Consider the following 20,767-nt stretch of genomic DNA (forward strand, 5'->3'; position numbering starts at 1 on the left):
CGGCACCGTTCGTTCCGGCGCCCTCCGCATCGGCGCCCTGCGGGACCGTGGTGTGCGGTGCGGCGACGGTGGGGCCGGTGTCCGTCGCGGACCCGCCAGAGCCGTCGGGGCCCGGTCCGACGGCGGGGCCGTCCTGCGCCGGACCGGTGCGCGGCACGCCGTTCACCGGGTCGCCGGACCGGGTCGGGTCCGCGCCGTCCGCCGGGCCGCGGTCCACCGGCGCCGATCCACCGCGTCCGGTGCTCGCGCGCGGGGTGAACAGGTCGTCGGCCGCACCGGGCCGCGTCGGCATCGCCGCGGGGGGCACCGGTCGCCCGGGCCGGCGACGCGGCAGGCCGCCCGGCTGCCGTCCGGCGTCGTCGGAACGCGGGGCGCCGTTGCGGCCGCGCGGCCCACCGTCCGCGGCGTCGTCCTGCCCGGCGGACACGGCGTTCGGGCCCTGCGGGGCGCCCTGGTCCCCGCCCCCGGCAGCGCCGCGCGGAACTCCGTTGCGCGGGGCGCCGTTGCCCGGGGCGCCGTTGCCCGGGGCGCCGTTCAGCGGGGCGCCGTTGCCCGGGGCGCCGTTGCGCGGAACGCCGTTGGCGGAGGTGTCGTTGCGCGGAGCACCGTTGGGCGGGGCATCGTGGCGGTCGGCGCCGTCCGGCCGGAACTCCTCGTGTACGGCGCCGCCCACCGGCCGTGCCGCACCGCGGTCGCCGTGCGCGACGCCGTTCGTGCCCTGCGACCCGCTCCCGTTCAGCGGGCGGGCACCCGGGCGCCGGGACTGCGCGTGCGGGTCCCACCCGGTCCCGGGCAGCCGCTGCGGCCCACGCGCGCCCTGCGGCTCCCCCGGCTCCGCGAAGGGCTGTGCCGACGGAGGCTGCGGTGACGAGGGCTGCGCCGAGGGGGGCTGCGTCGAGGGGGGCTGTGCGGGGGCGCTGAACAGGTCGGAACCCGACGGGGTCTCCGCAGGCCAGGCCGGGCGCCCACCCGTGCCACCCGCTCCGTCGGGCCCGCCGAAGACCACGCCGTCCGGCCGGACCTCGTGGGGCCCGGGAGCACGGCCGCCCATGGTCGGACGCCGGCCGGGCTCCCGGCCCGAGCCGGTGCCGTCGTTCCCGCCGGTCTGATCCGTACCCGTCACGCTCTCGTGCCCCTTGCGTCGTCCGTCGTGTCCGCTTCCACCCGGAGTGGGAGCGCCCTAACGCGCCGCCCACCGCGACACCGGGACCGGTGCGCGGTAGGGCTGCGGCAACGGCAGGCGCAGCAGCTTCGCCAGCCGCCCCTGCCCGTCCTTCCGGAGCGCGGCGACCGCCTCCGGCTCGTGCCGGGCCGCGTTCGTGAGCAGCCCGAACAGGAACATGGTCACCACCAGCGAGGTACCGCCGGAGGAGATCAGCGGGAGCTGCAGCCCGGTCACCGGCAGCAGTCCCACGACGTACCCGATGTTGATCGAGGCCTGGACGACCAGGCCCGCCGTCGACGTCGCGACGACGATCCGCAGCCACGGGTCGGTGTTGCGGGCGGCGATCCGCATGCCGGTGTAGGCCAGCGTCGCGAACAGTGCGAGCACCGCTCCCGCCCCGACCAGCCCGAGCTCCTCGCCGATGATCGCGAAGATGAAGTCGTTGTGGGCGTTGGGCAGGTAGTCCCACTTCGCCCGGCCCTGGCCGAGCCCGACGCCGAACAGGCCGCCGTCGGCGAGCGCGTACAGCGCCTGCGTCGCCTGGTACGCCGGACCCAGCGGGTCCGCCGAGGGCGACAGGAACGCCGTGATCCGGCTGGCCCGGTAGCCGGCGGTCAGCCCGAGGATCACCGCACCGGCCAGGCCGCCACCCGCGATCAGCGCGAGCAGCTTCACCGGGGCGCCGCCGAAGTACAGCAGCGCGAGCATGATGATCCCGACCGAGATCGTCATTCCCAGGTCGGGCTCCAGCACGAGCAGCGTGAAGATCACCAGGGTCACCGGCACGACCGGGTTCAGCGCGTGCTTCCAGCGGTGCATCACCGCGCGGCGGGCGGCCAGCACGTGGGCGCCCCACAGCGTCAGGGCGATCTTCGTGCCCTCCGACGGCTGCAGCGAGACCGGGCCGAACGCGAACCAGGACCGGGCACCGCCGCGCAGCGCGCCGATCCCCGGGATCAGCACCAGGACCAGCGCGACCAGTCCGATGATCAGCAGCACCGGTGCCGCGGCCCGCAGGCGGCGTGGCGGCACGCGCAGCCCCACGTAGAACAGCACGAGCCCGACCCCGCAGAACATCAGCTGGCGGGTGAACACCGAGTACGACGAGCCGTCGCCGACCGACGACGCCGACAGCACCATCACCAGACCGAACAGGGTCAGCAGCCCGAAGACGCCGAGGATCAGGTGCAGCGAGGTCAGCGGCCGGCGCAGCCAGCGCCGCAGCCGCCGCACGGCACCGCTGGCGCCGGTGACGGCCACCTGGCCGAGCGTGCGGTCCGGGGCGGCCGGGCTCACCGGGACACCCCGGCGGCGGCCAGACCGGCGACGGCGGCGGCGAACGCGTCGCCGCGGTGGGCGTAGTCGCGGAACTGGTCCATCGAGGCGGCGGCCGGGGCGAGCAGCACGACGTCGCCGGGACGGGCCAGGCCGGACGCGCGGCGGACCGCGGCCGGCATCGGGTCCTGCAGGTCGGAGGGCGCCATCGGGCCATCGTGTCCCGGCGCGACCTCGTGCACCGGGAGGCCGGGCGCGTGTCGCGTCAGCGCCTCGACGATCGGTGTCCGGTCCGTCCCGATCACGACGATCCCGGCCAGCCGCTCGGCGTGCGCGGCGGCGAGCAGACCGAGCTCGGCCGGGTCGACGCCCTTGAGCAGCCCGCCGACCACCCACACCGCCCGTGCCCCGGGCAGGCGCGCGGCGACGGCGGCCAGCGCGGCCCCGGCGGCGTGCGGGTTGGTCGCCTTCGAGTCGTCGAGGTAGGTGACACCGGCGTGCTCGCCCACGGGGGCGCTGCGGTGCGGGCCGGGGGTGAACGCCGCCAGGGCTGCACCGATGTGGGTCGGGTCGACACCGTGCGCGCGGGCCAGCGCGGCCGCGGCGAGCGCGTCGGTGATCCCGGGCGGCCCCGGAGGGACGACGGCGTCGGCCGCGAGCAGCTCCCCGCCGCCGAACGCGCGGTCGGTCAGCACCCCGTCGGCGACGCCGAGCTGGTCCGGGCCGGGGGCGGACAGCGTGACCCCGACCCGGCGCGGAGCCGGGGCCCGTGCCAGCAACCGGGCCGCGACGGCGTCGTCGACCCCGCCGACGGCGACGTCCCCGACCAGCGCGCGGGCCTTCGCCGCGGCGTAGGCGTCCATCCCGCCGTGCCAGTCCAGGTGGTCCTCGGCCACGTTGAGCACCACGCCCGCGGCCGGGCGCACCGACGGCGACCAGTGCAGCTGGAAGCTCGACAGCTCGACGGCGAGCACCGCGTGGCCCGCGGCGACCGCAGTGACCACCGGGTGGCCGATGTTGCCGCAGGCGACGGCGTCCACCCCGGCGCGCGCGAGGATCGCGGCGAGCATCTCGGTGGTGGTGGTCTTGCCGTTGGTGCCGGTCACGACCAGCCAGGACGGCGGCGTGTCGCGCAGCGCGCCGAGCCGCCAGGCCAGCTCCGGCTCCCCGATCACCTCGACGCCGAGCCCGGCGGCCTCGGCGACCAGCGGGTGGTCGGGCCGTCGCCCCGGCGAGGTGACGACCGTACGGACCCCCTCGGGGATCCCGCCACCGCGCCACGGCTCGACGCCGTCGGGCAACGAGGCCAGCGCCTCCTCCCGGTCGTCGGACAGCAGCACCCGGGTGCCCGCGTCCACCAGGGCCGCCGCGGCCGCGAGACCGGAGACACCGGCCCCCGCGACCAGGACGGGTCCCCCGCCGAACGGGCCGCTCATCCGGAACCCGACATGGACAGCCACTCGGAGTAGAAGATGCCCAGCCCCATCGCCGCGCAGATCGCGGCGAGCAGCCAGAACCGGATGATGACGGTCGTCTCGGCCCATCCGGCCAGCTCGAAGTGGTGGTGGAACGGCGCCATCCGGAACAGCCGGCGCCGCGAGGTGCGGAACACGATGATCTGCAGCGACACCGACAGCGCCTCGACGACGAACACGCCGCCGATGACGACGAGCAGCAGCTCGGTGCGGGTCACCATCGACAGGCCGGCGAGCAGGCCGCCGAGCGCCAGCGAGCCGGTGTCGCCCATGAAGATGCGGGCCGGTGCGGCGTTCCACCAGAGGAACCCGATGCAGCCACCCATCGCGGCGGCGGCGACCAGGCCGACGTCGAGCGGGTCGCGGACCTCGTAGCAGCCGGCCGTCGCGGCGATCGCGCAGTTGTTGCGGAACTGCCAGAACGCGATGATCACGTAGGTGCCCAGCACCATCGCGGCGGTGCCCGCGGCGAGGCCGTCGAGGCCGTCGGTGAGGTTCACCGCGTTCGACCAGGCGGCGACGATCAGGTTGCACAGCAGCACGAACCCGACGACGCCGAAGCTCAGCACCGTGATGTCGCGGACGAACGACAGGCTCTCCGAGGCCGGGGCCAGGTTGCGCTCGTTGACGAAGCGCACGGCGAGGATGCCGAAGATCGAGGCGGTCAGCACCTGGCCGACGATCTTCGAGGTCTTGTTGAGGCCGAGGTTCCGTTTGCGGCGCAGCTTCAGGTAGTCGTCGAGGAACCCGACGACGCCCAGCGCGGTGGTCAGGAACAGCACCAGCAGCGCCGAGGCGGTGATCGGCTCCCGGGTGAACGCGTGCGAGCCCAGGTAGCCGACCCAGATGGCGAGCAGGATCGCCACGCCGCCCATCGTCGGCGTACCGCGCTTGGACTGGTGGCTCTGCGGTCCCTCCTCGCGGATCTCCTGCCCGAAGCCCTGCCGCGCGAAGAAGCGGATGAGGTACGGGGTGAGCAGGATCGACACCGCGAGCGCGAGACCCGCGGCCAGGAAGAGGCCTCTCACCGGTACACCGGTCCTTCGGTCGTCAGCAGGCCGGCGGCGAGCCGCTCCAGCCCGGCGCTGCGGGAGGCCTTGACCAGCACGACGTCGCCGGGGCGGGTCCGCTCCCGCAGCAGGGTCAGGGCGGCGGGCAGGTCGGCGACGTGCTCGGCGCCGGCCCCGTAGTCGGGTGCGCCGACGGCGACCACCAGGGCCCCGGCGGCGCGTGCGTACTCCGCGACCGCGGCGTGCTCGGCGGCCGCGTCGTCCCCGATCTCGGCCATCGGGCCGAGCGCCGCCCAGGCCCGGCGGTCCGGACCGGCGATCTGCCCGAGCGCGTCGATCGCGGCGCGGACGGACTCGGGGTTGGCGTTGTAGGCGTCGTTGACGACGGTAACCCCGTCGGCGCGGTCGGTGACCTCCATCCGCCAGCGCGACGCCGGCGACGCCGCGGACAGCGCCGCCGCGATCCCGTCCGGGGTGCCGCCCAGCTCCAGGGCGACCGCGGCGGCGGCGAGGGCGTTGGAGACCTGGTGCTCCCCCACCAGCCGCAGCGCGACGTCGGCCGACCCGGCCGGGGTGACCAGCCGGAACGACGCCCGCCCCGCGGTCAGGGCGACGTCGGTGGCGCGCACGTGCGCGTCCGCGGCGCGTCCGAAGGTGACGACCCGGGCGGAGGTGCGGGACGCCATGGCGGCGACCAGCTCGTCGTCGGCGTTGAGGACGGCGACGCCGCCCCGCCCGCCCGGCAGGTCACCCGGGGGCAGCGCCTCGACCGGCTCGCCCTTGGCCGTGGCGATCGCGGCGCGGGACCCGAACTCGCCGAGGTGGGCGGAGCCGACGTTGAGCACGACCCCGATCCGCGGTGGCGCGATCGCGCACAGCGCGGCGATGTGGCCGATCCCGCGGGCGGAGAACTCCAGCACGAGGTTGCGGGTGCCCGCGTCGGCGCGCAGTGCGGTGTAGGGCGTGCCGAGCTCGTTGTTGAACGACTCCGGCGGCGCGACGGTCGGCCCCAGCGGGGACAGCACCGCGGCCAGCAGGTCCTTGGTGGAGGTCTTGCCCGCCGATCCGGTCACGCCGACGACGGCGAGCCCGGGCAGGGCGCCCAGCACGTGCCGGGAGAGGCGGCCGAGCCCGGCCAGGACGGCGGCGCCGGTCCCGTCGGGGTCGACCGCACCGAGGTAGGTCTGGCTGTCGCGCCCCTCGACCGGCGGCACGACGATCGCCGGGGCGTCGACCTCGCGGCCCGCCAGCACCGCGGTAGCCCCGCGGGTGACGGCCTGCGCGGCGAAGTCGTGGCCGTCGGCCCGCTCCCCCGGCAACGCCAGGAACAGCCCGCCCGGCCCGATCCTCCGGGAGTCGAACTCGACGGCGGTGACCGGTGCGGCGGCGGCCTCGTCGTCGATGCGGTGCAAGCGCCCGCCGGTCACGGCCGCGATCTCCGCCGGCGTCATCTCGATCATCGCCCGCTCGCCTCCACCGGTCCGATCCGTCCTCCTGCCCGTGCGCGGGCCGTGCCGGGTGCCGGCACGGCCTGCCGTGTTGCCGCGCGGCGCGTCACGTCGCCGCCCGGATCGCCGCCACCAGCTCGTCGGTGTCGTCGAACGGGTACTTGACGCCGTTGATCTCCTGGCCCGCCTCGTGGCCCTTCCCGGCGACCACCACGGCGTCACCGGGGCGGGCCGAGCGGACCGCGTAGACGATCGCGCTGCGCCGGTCGCCGATCTCGATGACGTCGCCGCGGGCGGGCTCGGCGAACGCGCCGTCGAGCATCGCGCGGCGGATCGCGCCGGGGTCCTCGCTGCGGGGGTTGTCGTCGGTCACCACGAGCACGTCGGACCGGATCGCGGCGGCGGCGCCCATCAGCGGACGCTTGCCGGTGTCGCGGTCCCCGCCGCAGCCGAGCACGGTGATCACCCGCGCGTGCGGGCGGACCTGGCGGCGCAGCGCGTCGAGCAGGGCGGCGACGGCGGCGGGCTTGTGAGCGTAGTCGACCACGCCCAGCCAGGGCTGACCGGCGTCGACGCGCTGCATCCGACCCGGTACCGACGCCCGGGCGAACCCGGCCGCGGCCGTCTCCGGGGCGATCCCGTCGGCGTCGAGCACGGCCAGCGCGACGAGCGCGTTCGCGACGTTGTAACGGCCGGGCAGGCTCAGGGTGACCGGCACGGCGAGCCCACCGGGGCCGACCGCGGTGAAGGTCTGGGTGCCGTCGGGGTGGGCGGTGAGGTCGCGGACCGTCCAGGTGGCGTGCGGGCCGCGCGGTTCGGGGGAGACGGTGACCGCGTCCCGGTGGCGGGCCGCCAGCCGGCGGCCCCACTCGTCGTCGACGCAGACGACCGCGTGCCGCGCGGCCTCCACGCCCGCCCCGCCACCGCCGAACAGCCGGGCCTTGGCCTCGAAGTAATCGGTCATCGTGGGGTGGAAGTCCAGGTGGTCCTGCGACAGGTTGGTGAAGGCCCCTGCGGTGAACCGGGAGCCGCCGACCCGGCCGAGCTCGAGCGCGTGGCTGGAGACCTCCATGGCCACGTCGGTCACGCCGGCCTCGGCCATGACCGCGAACAGCGCCTGCAGGTCCGGCGCCTCGGGGGTGGTGAACGCGCTGGGGAGCGCCCGGGCCGGGCTGCCGGGGACCTGCACCCGGGTCCGCACGGTGCCGAGCAGGCCGGTGGCCCGCCCGGCGGCGGTCAGGCCCGTCTCCAGCAGGTGCGCGACGGTCGTCTTGCCCGAGGTGCCGGTCACCCCGAGCACCCGCAGCCGGGCGGTGGGCTCGCCGTAGACGGCGGCCGAGACCGGCCCGAGGACCTCGCGCGGGTTCGGGTGCACCAGCACCGGGAGCCGGGAGTGCCGGATCTCGGCGCGGTCCGCGCCGGCGGCGTCGGTCAGGATCGCGCCGGCGCCGGCGGCGATGGCCTGCGCGGCGAAGTCGGCGCCGTGCGCCCGGGCGCCGGGCAGCGCCGCGAACAGGTCGCCGGGGCGCACCGAGCCCGCCCGCAGGGTCGCGCCGGTGACGGTGTGCGGCCCGGCCGCGGGGTCGAGCAGGGGGCCGGGCCCGCTGCCCGCGGTCCGCGGGTTCAGCTCGGCACCGACGAGCCGCCCGAGCAGCGCGACGTCGACCGGGCGCACCTGCGAGGGGCGCTCCGGCAGCGACTCGAGCGGTCCCGCCACGTCACCCGTCCCCGTCCGGTCGCCGACCACGCCATCCGGCCCGCCGTCGTGCGCGGTTCCGCCGGTGCTCCGGGAGCGGGCGGTGGCTGCGGTGTGGAGGTCGGGCACAGGGCCGGAGGTTACCGACCGGCGCGGGCCGCCCCTCCCCCCGGTCAGGCGCCCCCGACCGCTCGCGGAGGCGGTCACGGCGGGCGGTGGAACGACGACCGGCCGGCCCCCGGCCGTCCGACCAGCCGGATAGGGCCATCCGGCGCAGGTTCCGGTCCGGTGGGCGGGCCGCCGGGCAGGGCGCACGGCGACCCGGCCGGCACCCGTACGGGTGGGCAGCGGCGGCCGGGACCGCCCGACGCAGCCGGACCGCCCCCGGCCGCGCCGTCACCTGATCTGCAGGGTCTGCACCGGGGCGGGCGTCGTCTGCACCGGCACGGCGTCGCGCTGGGCCAGGTAGGAGGCGATGTCGTGGAACAGCGGGGCCGCGCTCGTCCCGCCCTTCGGGGCGTCGAGCATGATTCCGATCACGAACCGCGGGTCCTGGGCCGGGAGCATCCCGGCGAAGGTGATCCAGTACTGGGAGCGCGAGTACGCCCCGGTCGCCGGGTCCACCTGCTGGGCGGTGCCGGTCTTGCCCGCCACCTCGTAGCCGGGCACCGCGGCGGCGGGCCCGGTGCCGGACTGGCCGTGCGCCTTCTGGGTGACGGCGGTGAGCATCGTCCGCAGCGTCTGCGCGGTCTGCGGCGACATCACCTGCACCGGCTCGGGTGCCTCGGTCGGCACCCGGACGCCGTCCGGGCCGGTCGTCGCGGCGACGATCCGCGGCGGGATCCGGACGCCGTCGTTGGCGATGGCCTGGTACATCCCGGCCATCTGCAGCACGGTCATCGACAGCCCCTGCCCGATCGGCAGGTTGCCGAAGGTGGAGCCGGACCAGGTCGCGCGGGCCGGGACCCGCCCACCGCTCTCGCCGGGCAGCCCGACACCGGTCTTCTGCCCGATGCCCATCTTCGCGAGCATGTCCGAGAAGCGGTCCTCGCCGACCTTCTGCGCGGTCATCAGCGTGCCGACGTTGGAGGACTTCGCCAGCACACCGGTCAGCGTGTAGTGGTCGAGGCCGTGCTCCCAGGCGTCCTTGATCGTCCGGTCGGCGACCTCGATGCTACCGGGCACGGCCAGCACGTCGTCGGGCTTGGCGACGCCGGCCTCCAGCGCCGCGGCCATGGTCACCACCTTGTTGACCGAGCCGGGCTCGAACGGCGTGGTGACACCCTTGTTGCCCAGGGTGTTCGGGTCCGCGGACAGCAGCTGCGCCGGGTCGAACGAGGTGTTGTCGGCGAGCGCGAGCACCTGCCCGGTCGCCCGGTCGAGGACGACGGCCGAGCCGCTGCGCGCCTCGGCGCGGCCCGCGTAGTCGGCCAGCATCCGCTGCACCTGGAACTGCAGGTCGGAGTCGATGGTGAGCTGCACGTCGGAGCCGGACACCGCGGCCTGTTCGGAGCGCACGCTGCCGGGGATGACGGTGCCGCTACCCTCGGCGGTGTCGGCGATCTGGAAGCCGTCGCGCCCGGCGAGCAGGGCGTCGTCGGAGGACTCCAGGCCGATCCGGCCGATGAGCTTCTGGGCGTCGGCGCTCCAGGTCGCGGCGCCGATGATGTTCGAGGCGAGCGTCCCGTTCGGGTACTGGCGCGCCTCGCGGCTCTCCTCGGCGATCTCCGGGAACTGCGTGCGCAGGTCACGGGCGGGCCCGGGGTCGACCGCGGTGGCCATCACGACGTAGCCGCGGTCGCTGTTCAGCGCCCGCTTCAGCTCCTCGGGGTCGCCGTGGGTCACCGCGGCGACGGCCTCGGCCATCCGGTTCTTGTAGGCGACCGCGTCCGCGCCCTTGGTCGAGTTGATCAGACGCGGGTTGGTGACGAGCGCCTTGGACTCGGTGGAGAAGGCCAGGACGGCGCCGTTGCGGTCGGTGATGGATCCGCGCTCGGCCGGAACGACGATCCGGCTGGCGCGCTGCTTCTCCGCGTCCGCGGTCAGCGTGCCCGCCTGCACCGTCTGGACGACGACGAGCTTCGCCCCGGACACCAGCAGCAGGGCGGCCAGCCCCACCCAGGCCAGGCGCAGCCGGAACCGCGGGTCGTCGGCCGGGGACCGGCGCCGTCCACCCCGTGGACCCTGCCCCCGCGGCCGGGGGCGTGGCGGCGCGTAGACCATCAGTTCCCGCCCGCCGCCCGGGTGTCGGCCGGGACCTCGCGCTCGGCGCCCTCACCGGCGCCCTGCCCAGCACCCTGCCCAGTGCCCGCGGCCCCGCCCGGGGCGGCGTCGCCGCCCTCGGCGGCCGGGTCGGAGGTGGCGGCGCCCGGCTGCCCTGCCGGGGGCGCGGGCGGGGCCTGCGGTGCCGGAGCGTCGGCGGCGGGCGGCGCGGGCGGCGCCGCGGCGACGGCGGCCCTCGGCTCCCCGACGACGTCCACGCGTCCGTCGGGGGCGACGACCAGACGCGCCGGGTCGGTCACCCGGACCATGCCCTGGGCCGCGGCGCGGTCGGCGAGCGAGCCGGGGCTCTGCAGCACCGTGACCTCCTTGCGGAGCGCCTCGGACTGCTCGGTGAGCGACGCGGTCCGCTCCCGGGCCGCCTGCAGCGAGTAGGAGTCGGCCGCCGCGGCGGTCGACAGCCACAGCGTCGCGATCAGACCCGAGACCAGCAGCACCATCACGACCAGCACGAACTTCGCGCGGCCAGTGTTCTCCCTGGCCGCGGTGCGGCGGCGCTGGTCGGCCACCCGGCGGGCGTCGCCGGGGCCGCGCTGGGCCGGGATCCGCGGGGGCGCCGCGGTGCGACGGCTCTGGCGGGTGTCGGGCCGTGCCCGGGCACCGCCCGGGGTGCCCGGGCGCTCGATGACGGGTGTGCTCATCGGGGGTTCCTGCCTCTCCGCCGTGCCGGTACTGCCTGCGTGCTCGGGGCCGTGCCACGGGTGCTCACGGCCCGTCCTCCACGCGCTGGGCCGCGCGCAGCCGCACCGGGGCGGCCCGCGGGTTGCGGGCGACCTCGGAGTCGGACGCCTGTTCGGAGCCCCGGGTCAGCAGCCGGAACTCCGGTCCGTGTCCGGGGAGCTCCACCGGCAGGTCCACCGGGGTCCGCGAGCGGACGCGCTCGGCGAACACGCGCTTGGTGATCCGGTCCTCCAGCGAGTGGTAGGACAGGACGACGATCCGCCCGCCCGGGGCGAGCGCGTCCAGCGCCGCGGGCAGCGCGTCGCGCAGGACCTCGAGCTCGCGGTTCACCTCGATGCGCAGGGCCTGGAAGGTCCGCTTCGCCGGGTGCCCGCCGGTGCGCCGGGACGCGGCCGGGACCACGCCGTAGAGCAGCTCGACGAGCTCGGTGCTGCGGGTGAAGGGGCGCTTCTCCCGGGTCCGGACGATCGCGTTCGCGATCGGGCCCGCGAACCGCTCCTCGCCGTACTCCCGCAGGATCCGGCGCAGCTCACCGACGGTGTAGGAGTTCAGGACGTCGGCGGCGGTCGGCCCGGTGGTCGGGTCCATCCGCATGTCGAGGTCGGCGTCGCGGGAATAGGAGAAGCCACGGGCGTCCTCGTCGAGCTGGAGCGAGGACACGCCCAGGTCGAACAGGATGCCGTCGGCGGCGGGCACCCCCGCCTGCTCCAGTGCGCCGGCGACGTCGTCGTAGACGGTGTGCACCCGGTGCAGCCGGTCCGCGTAGGCGGTGAGCCTGCGGCCGGCGAGCTCCAGGGCCTGCGGGTCCCGGTCCATGCCGACGACGGTCAGCCGGGGGTGCGCGGCCAGCAGCGCGGCCGCGTGGCCGCCCATGCCGAGGGTGGCGTCCACGTAGACCGCGTCCCGGTCGCGCAGGGCGGGGTCGAGCAGCTCGGTCACCCGCTCCAGCAGGACCGGGGTGTGCCGGTCACCGGGCGCGCGCTCGTCGCGCGGGGTGGCGCCGTCGCCGGAAGTGCCGTCCACGTCCCACCCCCCGGTGCGCCGTCCGTCCCCGTGGTGTGTGCGTGTGTGTCGTGCCGGCCGGCGTCCGTCCGGTCCCGGCCACGGGGCCGGGACCGGGACGGTCGATGTCCGTGGGTGTGGCGTGCCGGCTCCCACAACCGGTCCGCTCCACGCCCGAAGACGCGCGGGCTCCACCGCGCCACCCGAACTCCCCAGTCGGGGTGGGCGCCGGCGCCGTCCCCACCCGGGGGCCGTGCCGAGACGGACCTGGCACCGGGGAAGGTGTGCCAGGGCCATCTCGATCACGGCACCCGGGTCGGGGCGGCGACGGTGGTGTCGTCCGCTGTCGGTCGTGCTGTCCTGCTCGGTACTGCCGCCGTCCGTCGTCCCGCCCGCCAGCGGGACTCAGAACAGCCCGGGCAGAACCTCCTCCTGGGCCTTGGCGAACTCGTCCTCGTGCCGCTCCTGGTACTCCTGCCAGGCCTGCGCGTCCCAGATCTCGGCACGCGTGAACGCGCCGATCACCACGCAGTCCTTGGACAGTCCGGCGTACCGGCGCAGCTCGGACTGGATCGCGATCCGGCCCTGGCCGTCGGGGTTCTGCTCGTCGGTGCCCGAGAAGAGGTTCCGCTGGAACACCCGCGCCGACTCGTTCGTCAGCGGGGCCGCGGCGATCTTGCGCGCCATCTCGGTGAAGGCGTCACGGGTGAACACGTAGAGGCAGTGGTCCTGCCCTTTCGTGATCATGCAGCCGCCTCGCAACTCGTCGCGGAACTTTGCGGGCAGCGTGAGCCGCCCCTTGTCGTCCAACTTCGGGGTGTAGGTGCCGAGGAACACCGACCCCACCTCCACCTGGGACCCCTGTTCGCCCCAGCGATCACCACACTACCCCACACTCACCCACCGTCAACCCGAGACGGGTGGATCTTCCGCCGTTCATCGACTGTTTCCGCAGGTCAGAAGCGGTGGGGGAACCACCGTGGAGGCCCATGGGGGCGCCGCGGCGGTGGTGCCGACGGCGCCGGCGGGAGAGTTCCGGGGCCTGCCGCGTTCGGCCGTACGGAGCAGCGTCGCGGGGCGGGTGGCGGCGCCCGGTCCCGATCGGGGGACGTTTGACAGACTGGGGTCATCCGAGCCGTCTCCTGAGGAGGCCCGTTGTCGTCGAGCGCGCCGTCCGCGCCCTCCGTACCGCCCGTCCCGTCGCCGTCCGGTGGTCCCGTCCGCCGGGCCGAGGCCAGCGGTGCGCACCCCGGTTACGCGCCCGAGCCGATGGACGCCGTCGCCGTCGCCGACGCGGCGGGCCGGATCGCCGCCGCGATGGCGCGGATCATCGTCGGCAAGCCCGACACCATCCGGCTCGCCCTGGTCGCGATGCTCGCCGAGGGGCACCTGCTCGTCGAGGACGTGCCGGGCGTCGGCAAGACCACGCTGGCCAAGGCGCTCGCCCGGGCCGTCGACGGGGCGGTGAGCCGGGTGCAGTTCACCCCGGACCTGCTGCCCGGCGACATCACCGGCTCGTCGGTCTACAACCGGCAGACCGCGGAGTTCGAGTTCCGGCCCGGCCCGGTGTTCGCGAACGTCGTGATCGCCGACGAGATCAACCGCGCGTCACCGAAGACCCAGTCGGCGCTGCTGGAGTGCATGGCCGAGCACCAGGTCACCGTGGACGGCGGCACCTACCCGCTGGGTGACCCGTTCATGGTCGTCGCCACCCAGAACCCGGTGGAGATGGACGGCACCTACCCGCTGCCCGAGGCCCAGCAGGACCGGTTCACGATCCGCGTCTCGGTCGGCTACCCCGACCCGGCGGCCGAGCTGGCGATGCTCGAGGAGCACGGCTCGACCGACCCGCTGGAGCGGCTGCGACCGGTGACCGACCTGCGCACGCTGCGGTCGATGATCGCCGGGGTGCGTGGTCTGCACACCGCGGCGGAGGTGCGCCGCTACTGCGTCGAGGTCGTCGGTGCGACGCGGCGGCTGCCCGAGGTCCGCCTCGGGGCGTCGCCGCGCGCGACCCTGCACCTGCTGCGCGCCGCCCGGGCCTGGGCATCGACGGCCGGGCGCGGGTACGTCGTGCCCGACGACGTCCAGGCCGTCGCCGTACCCGTTCTCGCGCACCGGCTGATGCTGGGTCCCGAGGGGGTCGCGGCCCGCCGCACGCCGGCGGACCTGGTGCGGGCCGCCGTCGCGCGGGTCGCGGTGCCGTCCCCGCCGCGGGGCTGAGATGGCGCCGACCGCGCCGCCGCCGCGGACACCGGCTCCCGCCGAGCCCGGCGCCCCGGCCGCGTCCGGGTCCTCGGCGCCGCTCGCGGCCGGCGGCGCGCCGCGCCGGGAACGGCCGGCGGGGCTGACCGTGCGCGGGCGCTGCCTGCTCGCGGGCGGCGCCGCGATGGTCCTCTCGGCGATCGCGCTCGACGAGCGCGACCTCGTCCGGATCGGGGCGTTCGTGCTGCTCCTGCCGCTGCTCGCGCTCGTCGTCGCGCTGCGGTCGCGCCGCTCGCTGCAGATCGCGCGCACCCTGGAACCGGCCCGGCTGGAGGCGGGCGACGGCGGCACGGTGCTGCTGCGGATCGCCGGCGGCGCCCTGCTGGGCGCGTTGCGGATCGCCGACCACGTGCCCGACGCCGCCGGTCCCGCCGACCGCTACCCGCCACGGTTCACCGTGCACCGGCTCGGTCGCCGCGGCGCCCGGGTCGGCTACCCGGTGCGGCCCGCGGTCCGCGGTGCGTACCGGATCGGCCCGCTGCGCGGCCGCGGGACCGACGCGCTCGGCCTCGCCGAGTTCCGTCACGACCTCCTGCCCGCGGACCGGCTGCTGGTCCTCCCCCGGGTCACCCCGCTCACCGGGCGGCCCGCCCTGACCTCCACCGCCGCCGGGCGCGGCGCCGAGGGCGGCAGCCGCCCCGGCCCCGGCACCCCGGACGTGCTGATCCGCCCCTACCGCCACGGCGACGAGCTGCGCCGTGTGCACTGGCGCTCCAGCGCCCGGCGCGACGAGCTGATGGTCCGCCTCGACGACCGGCCCGACCCGTCCGGCGTGACCCTGCTGATCGACCGGCGCGACAGCGCCCACCGCGGCCACGGACCCGCGTCCAGCCTGGAGTGGGCGGTGGCGTTCACCGCCAGCGCCGCGGTGCACCTGCTCCAGCGCGGCGAGGCCGTCGCGCTCGTCGACGAGTCCGGCGAGACCGTCGGCGACGTGCCGCCCGGTGTGACCGGCGCGGACGCCGTGCCCCCGCGGCTGGAGTCGCTCGCGGTGCTGCGGCCCTCGGCGAGCACCGGGTTCACCGCACCCGGCCCCGGACCGGGACATCCGGAGGGGGTGCTCGCGGTGCTCGGCGGGACCGCGCCGCAGGACGTCACCGCGCTGGTCTCGGCCTGGCCGCGCGGCGGGCACGCCGTCCTCCTCGACGTCGACACCTGGTCCGCGGCGACGCGGGCCCGCCCGGCGTCGGTCGCGGCGGCCGCGCTGCGCCGTGCCGGGTGGCACGCCACCGTCGTCACCTCCGACATGACCGTCCAGCGGGCCTGGGCCGACGCCTGCGGCTCGCCCGGCACCGCGGGAGCGACCGGATGAGCGCGCCGACCCGGCCCCCCGTGCGGCCCGCGCCGCCGCCCGCCGCGCCCGTCGCCGAGACCGCGCCGGCGGGCCGGACGCCGGGCGCGCCGGCCTGGACGGTGGTGCTGGGACCGGTCGCGACCGTCGTCGCGGTGCTGCTCGCCGGGACGGCGATGAGCTCGGTGGTGCAGGGCGCGGCCTGGTTCGCCCACGCCGCCGTCGCCGTCGTGCTGGTCGCTCTGGTCGGTGCCCTGCTGCTGCCGCTGCGGGCCTGGCTGGTCGCGCCCGGGCAGCTGCTGGCCCTGATCCTGCTGGTGACCGCGTGGTTCACCGGCAGTGGTGTGCTCGGGGTGCTCCCGGGCCCCACGGCGTTCGGCGAGCTGTCGGGCCTGCTCGGCGGTGCCGGGCAGCAGATCGACAGCGGCCTGCCGCCGGTGCCGGCGAGCCCGGAGATCCTGCTGCTGGTCACCCTCGGGTTCGGCACGATCGCGATCGCGGTGTTCGGTCTCGCGGTGACCGTCGCCGCCCCGGCCGCGGCCGGGGTGCCGCTGCTCGTGGTGTTCGCGGTGCCGACCGCGCTGCAGCCGGACCTGCTGCCCTGGTGGACCGTCGTCGCGGCGACGCTCGGCTACGGCGTGCTGCTGCTCCTGCGCCCGGACCGGCTGCGGCAGATCCCGGCCGGGGCCGCGGTCGTCGCGGTCGCCGTCGTGGGCTCGCTGCTGGCGGGGCTGCTGGCGTCGTCGGTGGGGACCTCGGGTCGCTTCGACGCCACCGGCGGGACCGGGGGCAACGCCGACGGCTCGATCGGGCTGAACCCGTTCACCTCGCTGCGCGGACAGCTGACCCGCAGCGAGCCGCGGCCGCTGTTCAGCGTCCGGGGTCTGGAGACCCCGACCTACCTCCGTGCGCTCACCCTGCAGACCTACGTGCCGCAGGAGGGCTGGAAGGCGGGCCGTCCGCTGCCGGGGGTGCCGCTGACCGGGCCGCTGCCGCCGTCGACGTCCGGGCCGGCCGCGGCGCAGGACGTGCAGGTCGAGAACCTCGGCTTCCGCGACTACTGGCTGCCGGTGTTCGGCGACCCCACCCGGATCGCGGTCGCCTCGCCGAGCTGGGCCTACGACGCCGCCGGCGGCATCGTCTACAGCGAACGCGCGCAGTCCGAGGACGGCTGGACCCAGTCGATGCGGCTGCCGGAGCCCTCGGCCGACCAGCTGCGCGCGGCGTCCGGCCCGACCACGGTCGACCGGGCCTACCTCGACACCGACGGGGTCGACCCGCGGGTCACCGCGATCGCCCGCGAGGTGACCGCCGGTGCCGCGACGCCGTTCGACCGGGCGATGGCGCTGGAGAACCACTTCACCGGGCCCGGCTCCCCCTTCACCTACAGCCTGGCGACCGCGCCGGGCGGCAACGGCGACGCCCTGGTCGACTTCCTGACCCGCGGCCGCACCGGCTACTGCGAGCAGTACGCCTCGGCGATGGCGGTCATGCTGCGCGCCGTCGACGTCCCGGCCCGGGTGGCGGTCGGCTTCACCGCGGGCGACGCCGACGGCTCCGGGGCCCGGACGATCACGACCGAGGACGCGCACGCCTGGGTCGAGGCGTGGTTCCCCGGGTACGGCTGGCTGACCTTCGACCCGACCCCGCTCGCCGACGGCCGCACCATCGACCCGGCCTACGTCCAGCAGGCCCGGGAGCAGGAGAGCGGCACGCCCGCCGCCGAGCAGACCCCGCAGCACGAGCCGTCCGCGACGCCGCCGCCCCCCGAAGCCGCCGGCCCCACCCCGGAGCCCCCGCCCACCGAGGAGCAGGCGGCGGACCGGCCGACGGCCGCGACCGGGTCGTGGTGGCCGCTGGTCGTGGCGCTGCTGCTGGCGGCCTCGGTGCTCACCGTCGTGCTGACCCCGGGCCTGTGGCGCCGGCACCAGTACTCCCGACGGGCCGGGCTCGCCCGGGCCGGCGGCGACGGCGCGGCGACCGCGGCGTGGGACGAGGTCCTGGCTGCCTCCCGCGACCACGGGATACCGGTGCCGCCCGGGGACACCATCCGCGCGGCCGCCGACCGCATCATCGAGCGGCACGGCCTGTCCGGGCGGCCCGCGGAGGCGCTGCGCGAGCTGGCGGGCCGGGTCGAGGCGAGCTGGTACGGCGGGATGCTGCCCGGACCCGGCACGCTCGACGGCCTGGTGGACGAGGTGCGGACGGCGATCGCGGCCGGCGGGACGCCGTTGCGGGCCCGGGTGCTGCCGGCCTCGGTCGTGCCGGAGGCGGTCCGGCGCGGGCGCCGTCCGGCCGACGACGACGCGCCGGCCGACGACCTCGACGAGGGCCGCACGTCTCGGCCCGACAGCGACGTACACTGATCGGTGAAGTCTGGAGCACGGGGAGGAGGGCGGTGATGTCGAGCACGGAGGATCACGAGGCGCTGCGTGCGCCGGCGCTGACCGCGGGCGCGCGCCGGATCCTGGACGTGGCGTCGGAGCTCTTCTACCGGTGCGGGATCCACGCTGTCGGGGTCGACACCATCGCGGCCGAGTCCGGCATCACCAAGCGCACGCTCTACAACCGGTTCGGCTCGAAGGACCGCCTGGTCGAGGCCTACCTGCAGGCTCGGCACCACGCGTGGTGGGAGCTGATGGAGCGGAGGGTGGCCGCGAGTCCGGGCTCGGGAGTGCTGGCGCTCTGGGACTCCTACACCGAGAACGTCGACTTCTCCGAGCGTGGCTGCGCCTTCATCAACGCCGCGGGAGAGCTTCCCGCGGACCATCCCGCCCATCGCGTCGTCCGCGCCCACAAGCGTGCGGTGCGCCGGCACCTCGAAGCACTCGTCCGGGCCGACCACCCCGGGATCGCCGGTCCCGAAGCGGCGGCGAACCTGGTGTTCCTGCTCCTCGAAGGCGCGATCACCCACCACGGCATCGGCGACGACCCCGACCTCCTGCGCAGGGCGCGAGAGGCGGCCGAGCGCCTGTTGCGGGACGAACGAGCGGTACTGCGCTGAGCAGGCAGGCCACACTCTGGCCACGCGCCGTACCCGCTCGCACCCAACCCAGAGGACCGGGGGCGACCGCATCGTCTCGCGGCTCCGCCGGCGCGTGGGCCGACCTCCGCGTCAGCGTGTGACGGGGTCCGGGCCCGGCCCGGGGAGCGTGCCGCCGGCCAGGCGAAGTCCCCCACGGGCATCGACCGTCCAGCACAGAGGGTGCGCCTGGCCCTGGTCGGCCTCCCGACCTCCGATCGCGTCGCCGCCGTGCTCCCGGACGGGCCGGGCGCGCCGCGGGGCAGGAGGTGGGGCACCGTGCCGGATCGCGCTGCCGGCGTTGACCCCCCAGGCGACGTCCCGCAGGAACTCCATGACCACGTGCAGAACCTGACGCATCCGAGACCCCTTCACTGATCAGTGAACCCCTGGGGGTCGACGCTAGGTACACAGATCTGTGAAGTCAAGTCCGGAACCCACTCGGCGGCGATACCGGCGCAGCTCAGCGGGCCTCCTGGCGACGCGACCGCCGGACCGCGGTCGCCGAGCCGGTGCCCCGTGGGTAGCCGTGGGCGGCGCGCCCCTACCCGACCGTCAGGCACCCAGCGACGGTGCCGGACACACGACAGCGGGGCGGGTCACCGAGTCGGTGTCCCGCCCCGCCGGGCGTCACGCGGGCAGTCGCCTGGGGCGCCCGGTGTCACTCCTGCTCGAAGCGACGCCGGAAGCGCTCCTCCATCCGGCCGGTGAAGCCACCGCCGCTCTCGCCGGACTGCTTGTCCTTGGGGGCGGATCCGCCCTGGCCGGTCGTCTCCTCGCCGCCACGACGGGCGCCGATCGAGGTGACCGCCAGCAGCGCGCCACCGAGCATGGCGAGGAAGCCGACGATGCTGAGGATCGGCAGGTCGCCGAGCCAGAGCGCCCGGAAGGGGATCCCGGCGACGAGCAGCACGAGGCCCACCACGAACAGGACGGCGCCCTGGATCCGGCGGCGCCGGGCGGGCTTGCTCCGCCGGCTACCGCTGACCGAGGACGCGAACTTGGGGTCCTCCTGGTAGAGGGCGCGTTCGATCTGTTCGAGCAGGCGCTGCTCGTGCTCGGAGAGCGGCATGCCTTCACCTCCGGCACACGTAATCGGACGGTAGGCCGCATTCGGACCGGGCTTCCTCGCCCCGACCGGTACGACGGGCGCCCCAACCTGGGCGTCTGAGGACAAGAGTACGAGGCGAATCGTGCCGCGACCACCCGGACCGTCCAACCCGCTCGGCTGATCGTCGAGCGGACGGTGTTGCGCGGCGTGTCGTCCATCACCCGGACCGTCGCGGACCCACCCGGACGGGGGTGGGCGGACGAGTGAACGCCGGTCGACCGATCACCGACGGCAGCCGAACGACGACCGTCGGACACCGGCGGCGGGACGGGCGTCAGTACCGCCGGGCGAGCAGATGCAACCGCGGGGCGACCTCGGCGAGGGTGCCGACCTGCGACGCGAGCGCGTCCAGTTCGTCACGTTCCTCGCGGCCCGCCGCCTCGCCCTCCTGACCGGGGCCGGGCAGCCACGCCTCGAGCGTGCCGTCGCCCTGGAGGATCTCGGTCTGCAGGCGTCCGGTCCCGGCGGCGAGCTCCTGCAGCCGGTGCGCGTCGAACCGGCGCAGCAGCCGGTCGTCGGGACCGGTGCGCCCCTCGGGGTCGGTGAGCAGGGCACGGGCCTCGGCGAACCGGCCGCTGGCGAGGCGCCCGATGAACGCGCCGTAGCGCCCCACCGTCAGCACCGACACCGCTCCGCCCGGGGCGGCGGCCGCGGCGAGCGCGGCGAGCACCCGGTCCGGGCCGTCGACGACCTCGAGCAGCCCGTGACCCAGCACGAGGTCGGCGCCGTCGGCCGGGGCGACCTCGGCGAGGGTGTCGACGTCGCCGTTCACCGGGGTGACCCGGTCGGTGACCCCGGCCTCACCGGCGCGTCGGGCCAGCGTCGCCAGCGCGTTGGGGCTGGTGTCGACGACGGTCACCGCGCAGCCGGCGATCGCCAGCGGCACCGCCCAGGTGCCGCTGCCCCCGCCGACGTCGAGCACCCGGGGCGCGGCCCCGGTGTCCCGGCGGACACGGTCGATCTCCCTGTCCAGCACCCGGAACACGGCAGCCCCGCGCGCTGCTCCGGCCTGCTCGCGTGTCGGCGATCCCACGGCGCCGAGACTA

Annotated in this window: 16 protein-coding genes; 4 read left to right on the forward strand and 12 right to left on the reverse strand. The window is 76.1% G+C overall.

What is annotated here, in order from left to right; translation table 11 throughout:
- Positions 1–1,180: 1,180 nt before the first annotated feature.
- From ftsW to mraZ, 9 genes are all read right to left on the reverse strand, one after another.
- Complete coding sequence (ftsW, locus tag FVA95_RS02500; RefSeq protein WP_043277720.1) at positions 1,181–2,461, reverse strand: putative lipid II flippase FtsW; 1,281 nt, start codon at positions 2,459–2,461, stop codon at positions 1,181–1,183.
- The gene (gene murD / locus FVA95_RS02505) at positions 2,458–3,876 is read right to left on the reverse strand and encodes a UDP-N-acetylmuramoyl-L-alanine--D-glutamate ligase (protein WP_149662750.1); all 1,419 of its coding nucleotides are present in this window, start codon (positions 3,874–3,876) and stop codon (positions 2,458–2,460) included. Before murD ends, ftsW begins: the two co-directional genes overlap by 4 nt.
- Positions 3,873–4,943: a phospho-N-acetylmuramoyl-pentapeptide-transferase gene (mraY, locus tag FVA95_RS02510; protein WP_020627574.1), complete on the reverse strand. Its 1,071-nt coding sequence runs from the start codon at positions 4,941–4,943 to the stop codon at positions 3,873–3,875. Before mraY ends, murD begins: the two co-directional genes overlap by 4 nt.
- The gene (murF, locus tag FVA95_RS02515) at positions 4,940–6,385 is read right to left on the reverse strand and encodes a UDP-N-acetylmuramoyl-tripeptide--D-alanyl-D-alanine ligase (protein ID WP_149662751.1); all 1,446 of its coding nucleotides are present in this window, start codon (positions 6,383–6,385) and stop codon (positions 4,940–4,942) included. Before murF ends, mraY begins: the two co-directional genes overlap by 4 nt.
- A 94-nt stretch (positions 6,386–6,479) precedes the next feature.
- The gene (locus FVA95_RS02520) at positions 6,480–8,090 is read right to left on the reverse strand and encodes a UDP-N-acetylmuramoyl-L-alanyl-D-glutamate--2,6-diaminopimelate ligase (protein WP_149662752.1); all 1,611 of its coding nucleotides are present in this window, start codon (positions 8,088–8,090) and stop codon (positions 6,480–6,482) included.
- Between the two features lie 375 nt (positions 8,091–8,465).
- Positions 8,466–10,292: a penicillin-binding protein 2 gene (locus tag FVA95_RS02525; RefSeq protein ID WP_149662753.1), complete on the reverse strand. Its 1,827-nt coding sequence runs from the start codon at positions 10,290–10,292 to the stop codon at positions 8,466–8,468.
- The gene (locus tag FVA95_RS02530) at positions 10,292–10,990 is read right to left on the reverse strand and encodes a hypothetical protein (protein ID WP_149662754.1); all 699 of its coding nucleotides are present in this window, start codon (positions 10,988–10,990) and stop codon (positions 10,292–10,294) included. Before FVA95_RS02530 ends, FVA95_RS02525 begins: the two co-directional genes overlap by 1 nt.
- Before the next feature lie 64 nt (positions 10,991–11,054).
- Positions 11,055–12,053, reverse strand: a complete 999-nt coding sequence (rsmH, locus tag FVA95_RS02535) for a 16S rRNA (cytosine(1402)-N(4))-methyltransferase RsmH (RefSeq protein WP_149662755.1) — start codon at positions 12,051–12,053, stop codon at positions 11,055–11,057.
- Between the two features lie 384 nt (positions 12,054–12,437).
- A complete protein-coding gene (mraZ, locus tag FVA95_RS02540; protein ID WP_043276508.1) occupies positions 12,438–12,869 on the reverse strand; it encodes a division/cell wall cluster transcriptional repressor MraZ in 432 nt (143 codons plus the stop codon).
- A gap of 432 nt (positions 12,870–13,301) precedes the next feature.
- Between mraZ and FVA95_RS02545 the strand changes: the two genes are divergently transcribed.
- Genes FVA95_RS02545 through FVA95_RS02560 form a run of 4 tightly spaced genes read left to right on the forward strand, consistent with a single transcriptional unit; the run spans position 13,302 to position 18,592 of the window.
- Positions 13,302–14,255: a MoxR family ATPase gene (locus tag FVA95_RS02545; protein ID WP_149662784.1), complete on the forward strand. Its 954-nt coding sequence runs from the start codon at positions 13,302–13,304 to the stop codon at positions 14,253–14,255.
- Position 14,256: 1 nt separating this feature from the next.
- Entirely contained in the window at positions 14,257–15,609 is a 1,353-nt protein-coding gene (locus FVA95_RS02550; RefSeq protein ID WP_149662756.1) for a DUF58 domain-containing protein, read from the forward strand.
- The gene (locus FVA95_RS02555; RefSeq protein WP_149662757.1) at positions 15,606–17,954 is read left to right on the forward strand and encodes a DUF3488 and transglutaminase-like domain-containing protein; all 2,349 of its coding nucleotides are present in this window, start codon (positions 15,606–15,608) and stop codon (positions 17,952–17,954) included. The genes FVA95_RS02550 and FVA95_RS02555 overlap by 4 nt, the downstream gene beginning before the upstream one ends.
- A 35-nt stretch (positions 17,955–17,989) precedes the next feature.
- Complete coding sequence (locus tag FVA95_RS02560; protein WP_149662758.1) at positions 17,990–18,592, forward strand: TetR/AcrR family transcriptional regulator; 603 nt, start codon at positions 17,990–17,992, stop codon at positions 18,590–18,592.
- Positions 18,593–18,703: 111 nt separating this feature from the next.
- On the opposite strand, the gene FVA95_RS02565 is transcribed toward FVA95_RS02560, so the two are convergent.
- The 3 genes from FVA95_RS02565 to FVA95_RS02575 form a co-directional block, all read right to left on the reverse strand.
- Complete coding sequence (locus FVA95_RS02565) at positions 18,704–18,970, reverse strand: hypothetical protein (RefSeq protein ID WP_149662759.1); 267 nt, start codon at positions 18,968–18,970, stop codon at positions 18,704–18,706.
- A 301-nt stretch (positions 18,971–19,271) separates the two neighbouring features.
- A complete protein-coding gene (locus FVA95_RS02570) occupies positions 19,272–19,682 on the reverse strand; it encodes a DUF3040 domain-containing protein (RefSeq protein WP_020623751.1) in 411 nt (136 codons plus the stop codon).
- A gap of 313 nt (positions 19,683–19,995) precedes the next feature.
- Positions 19,996–20,754 (reverse strand): bifunctional 2-polyprenyl-6-hydroxyphenol methylase/3-demethylubiquinol 3-O-methyltransferase UbiG, encoded by a 759-nt coding sequence (locus FVA95_RS02575; protein WP_240051217.1) that lies wholly within the window; start codon positions 20,752–20,754, stop codon positions 19,996–19,998.
- Between the last annotated feature and the right edge of the window lie 13 nt (positions 20,755–20,767).

The organism is Pseudonocardia sp. EV170527-09, from assembly GCF_008369905.1.
Taxonomy (GTDB): Bacteria; Actinomycetota; Actinomycetes; order Mycobacteriales; family Pseudonocardiaceae; genus Pseudonocardia.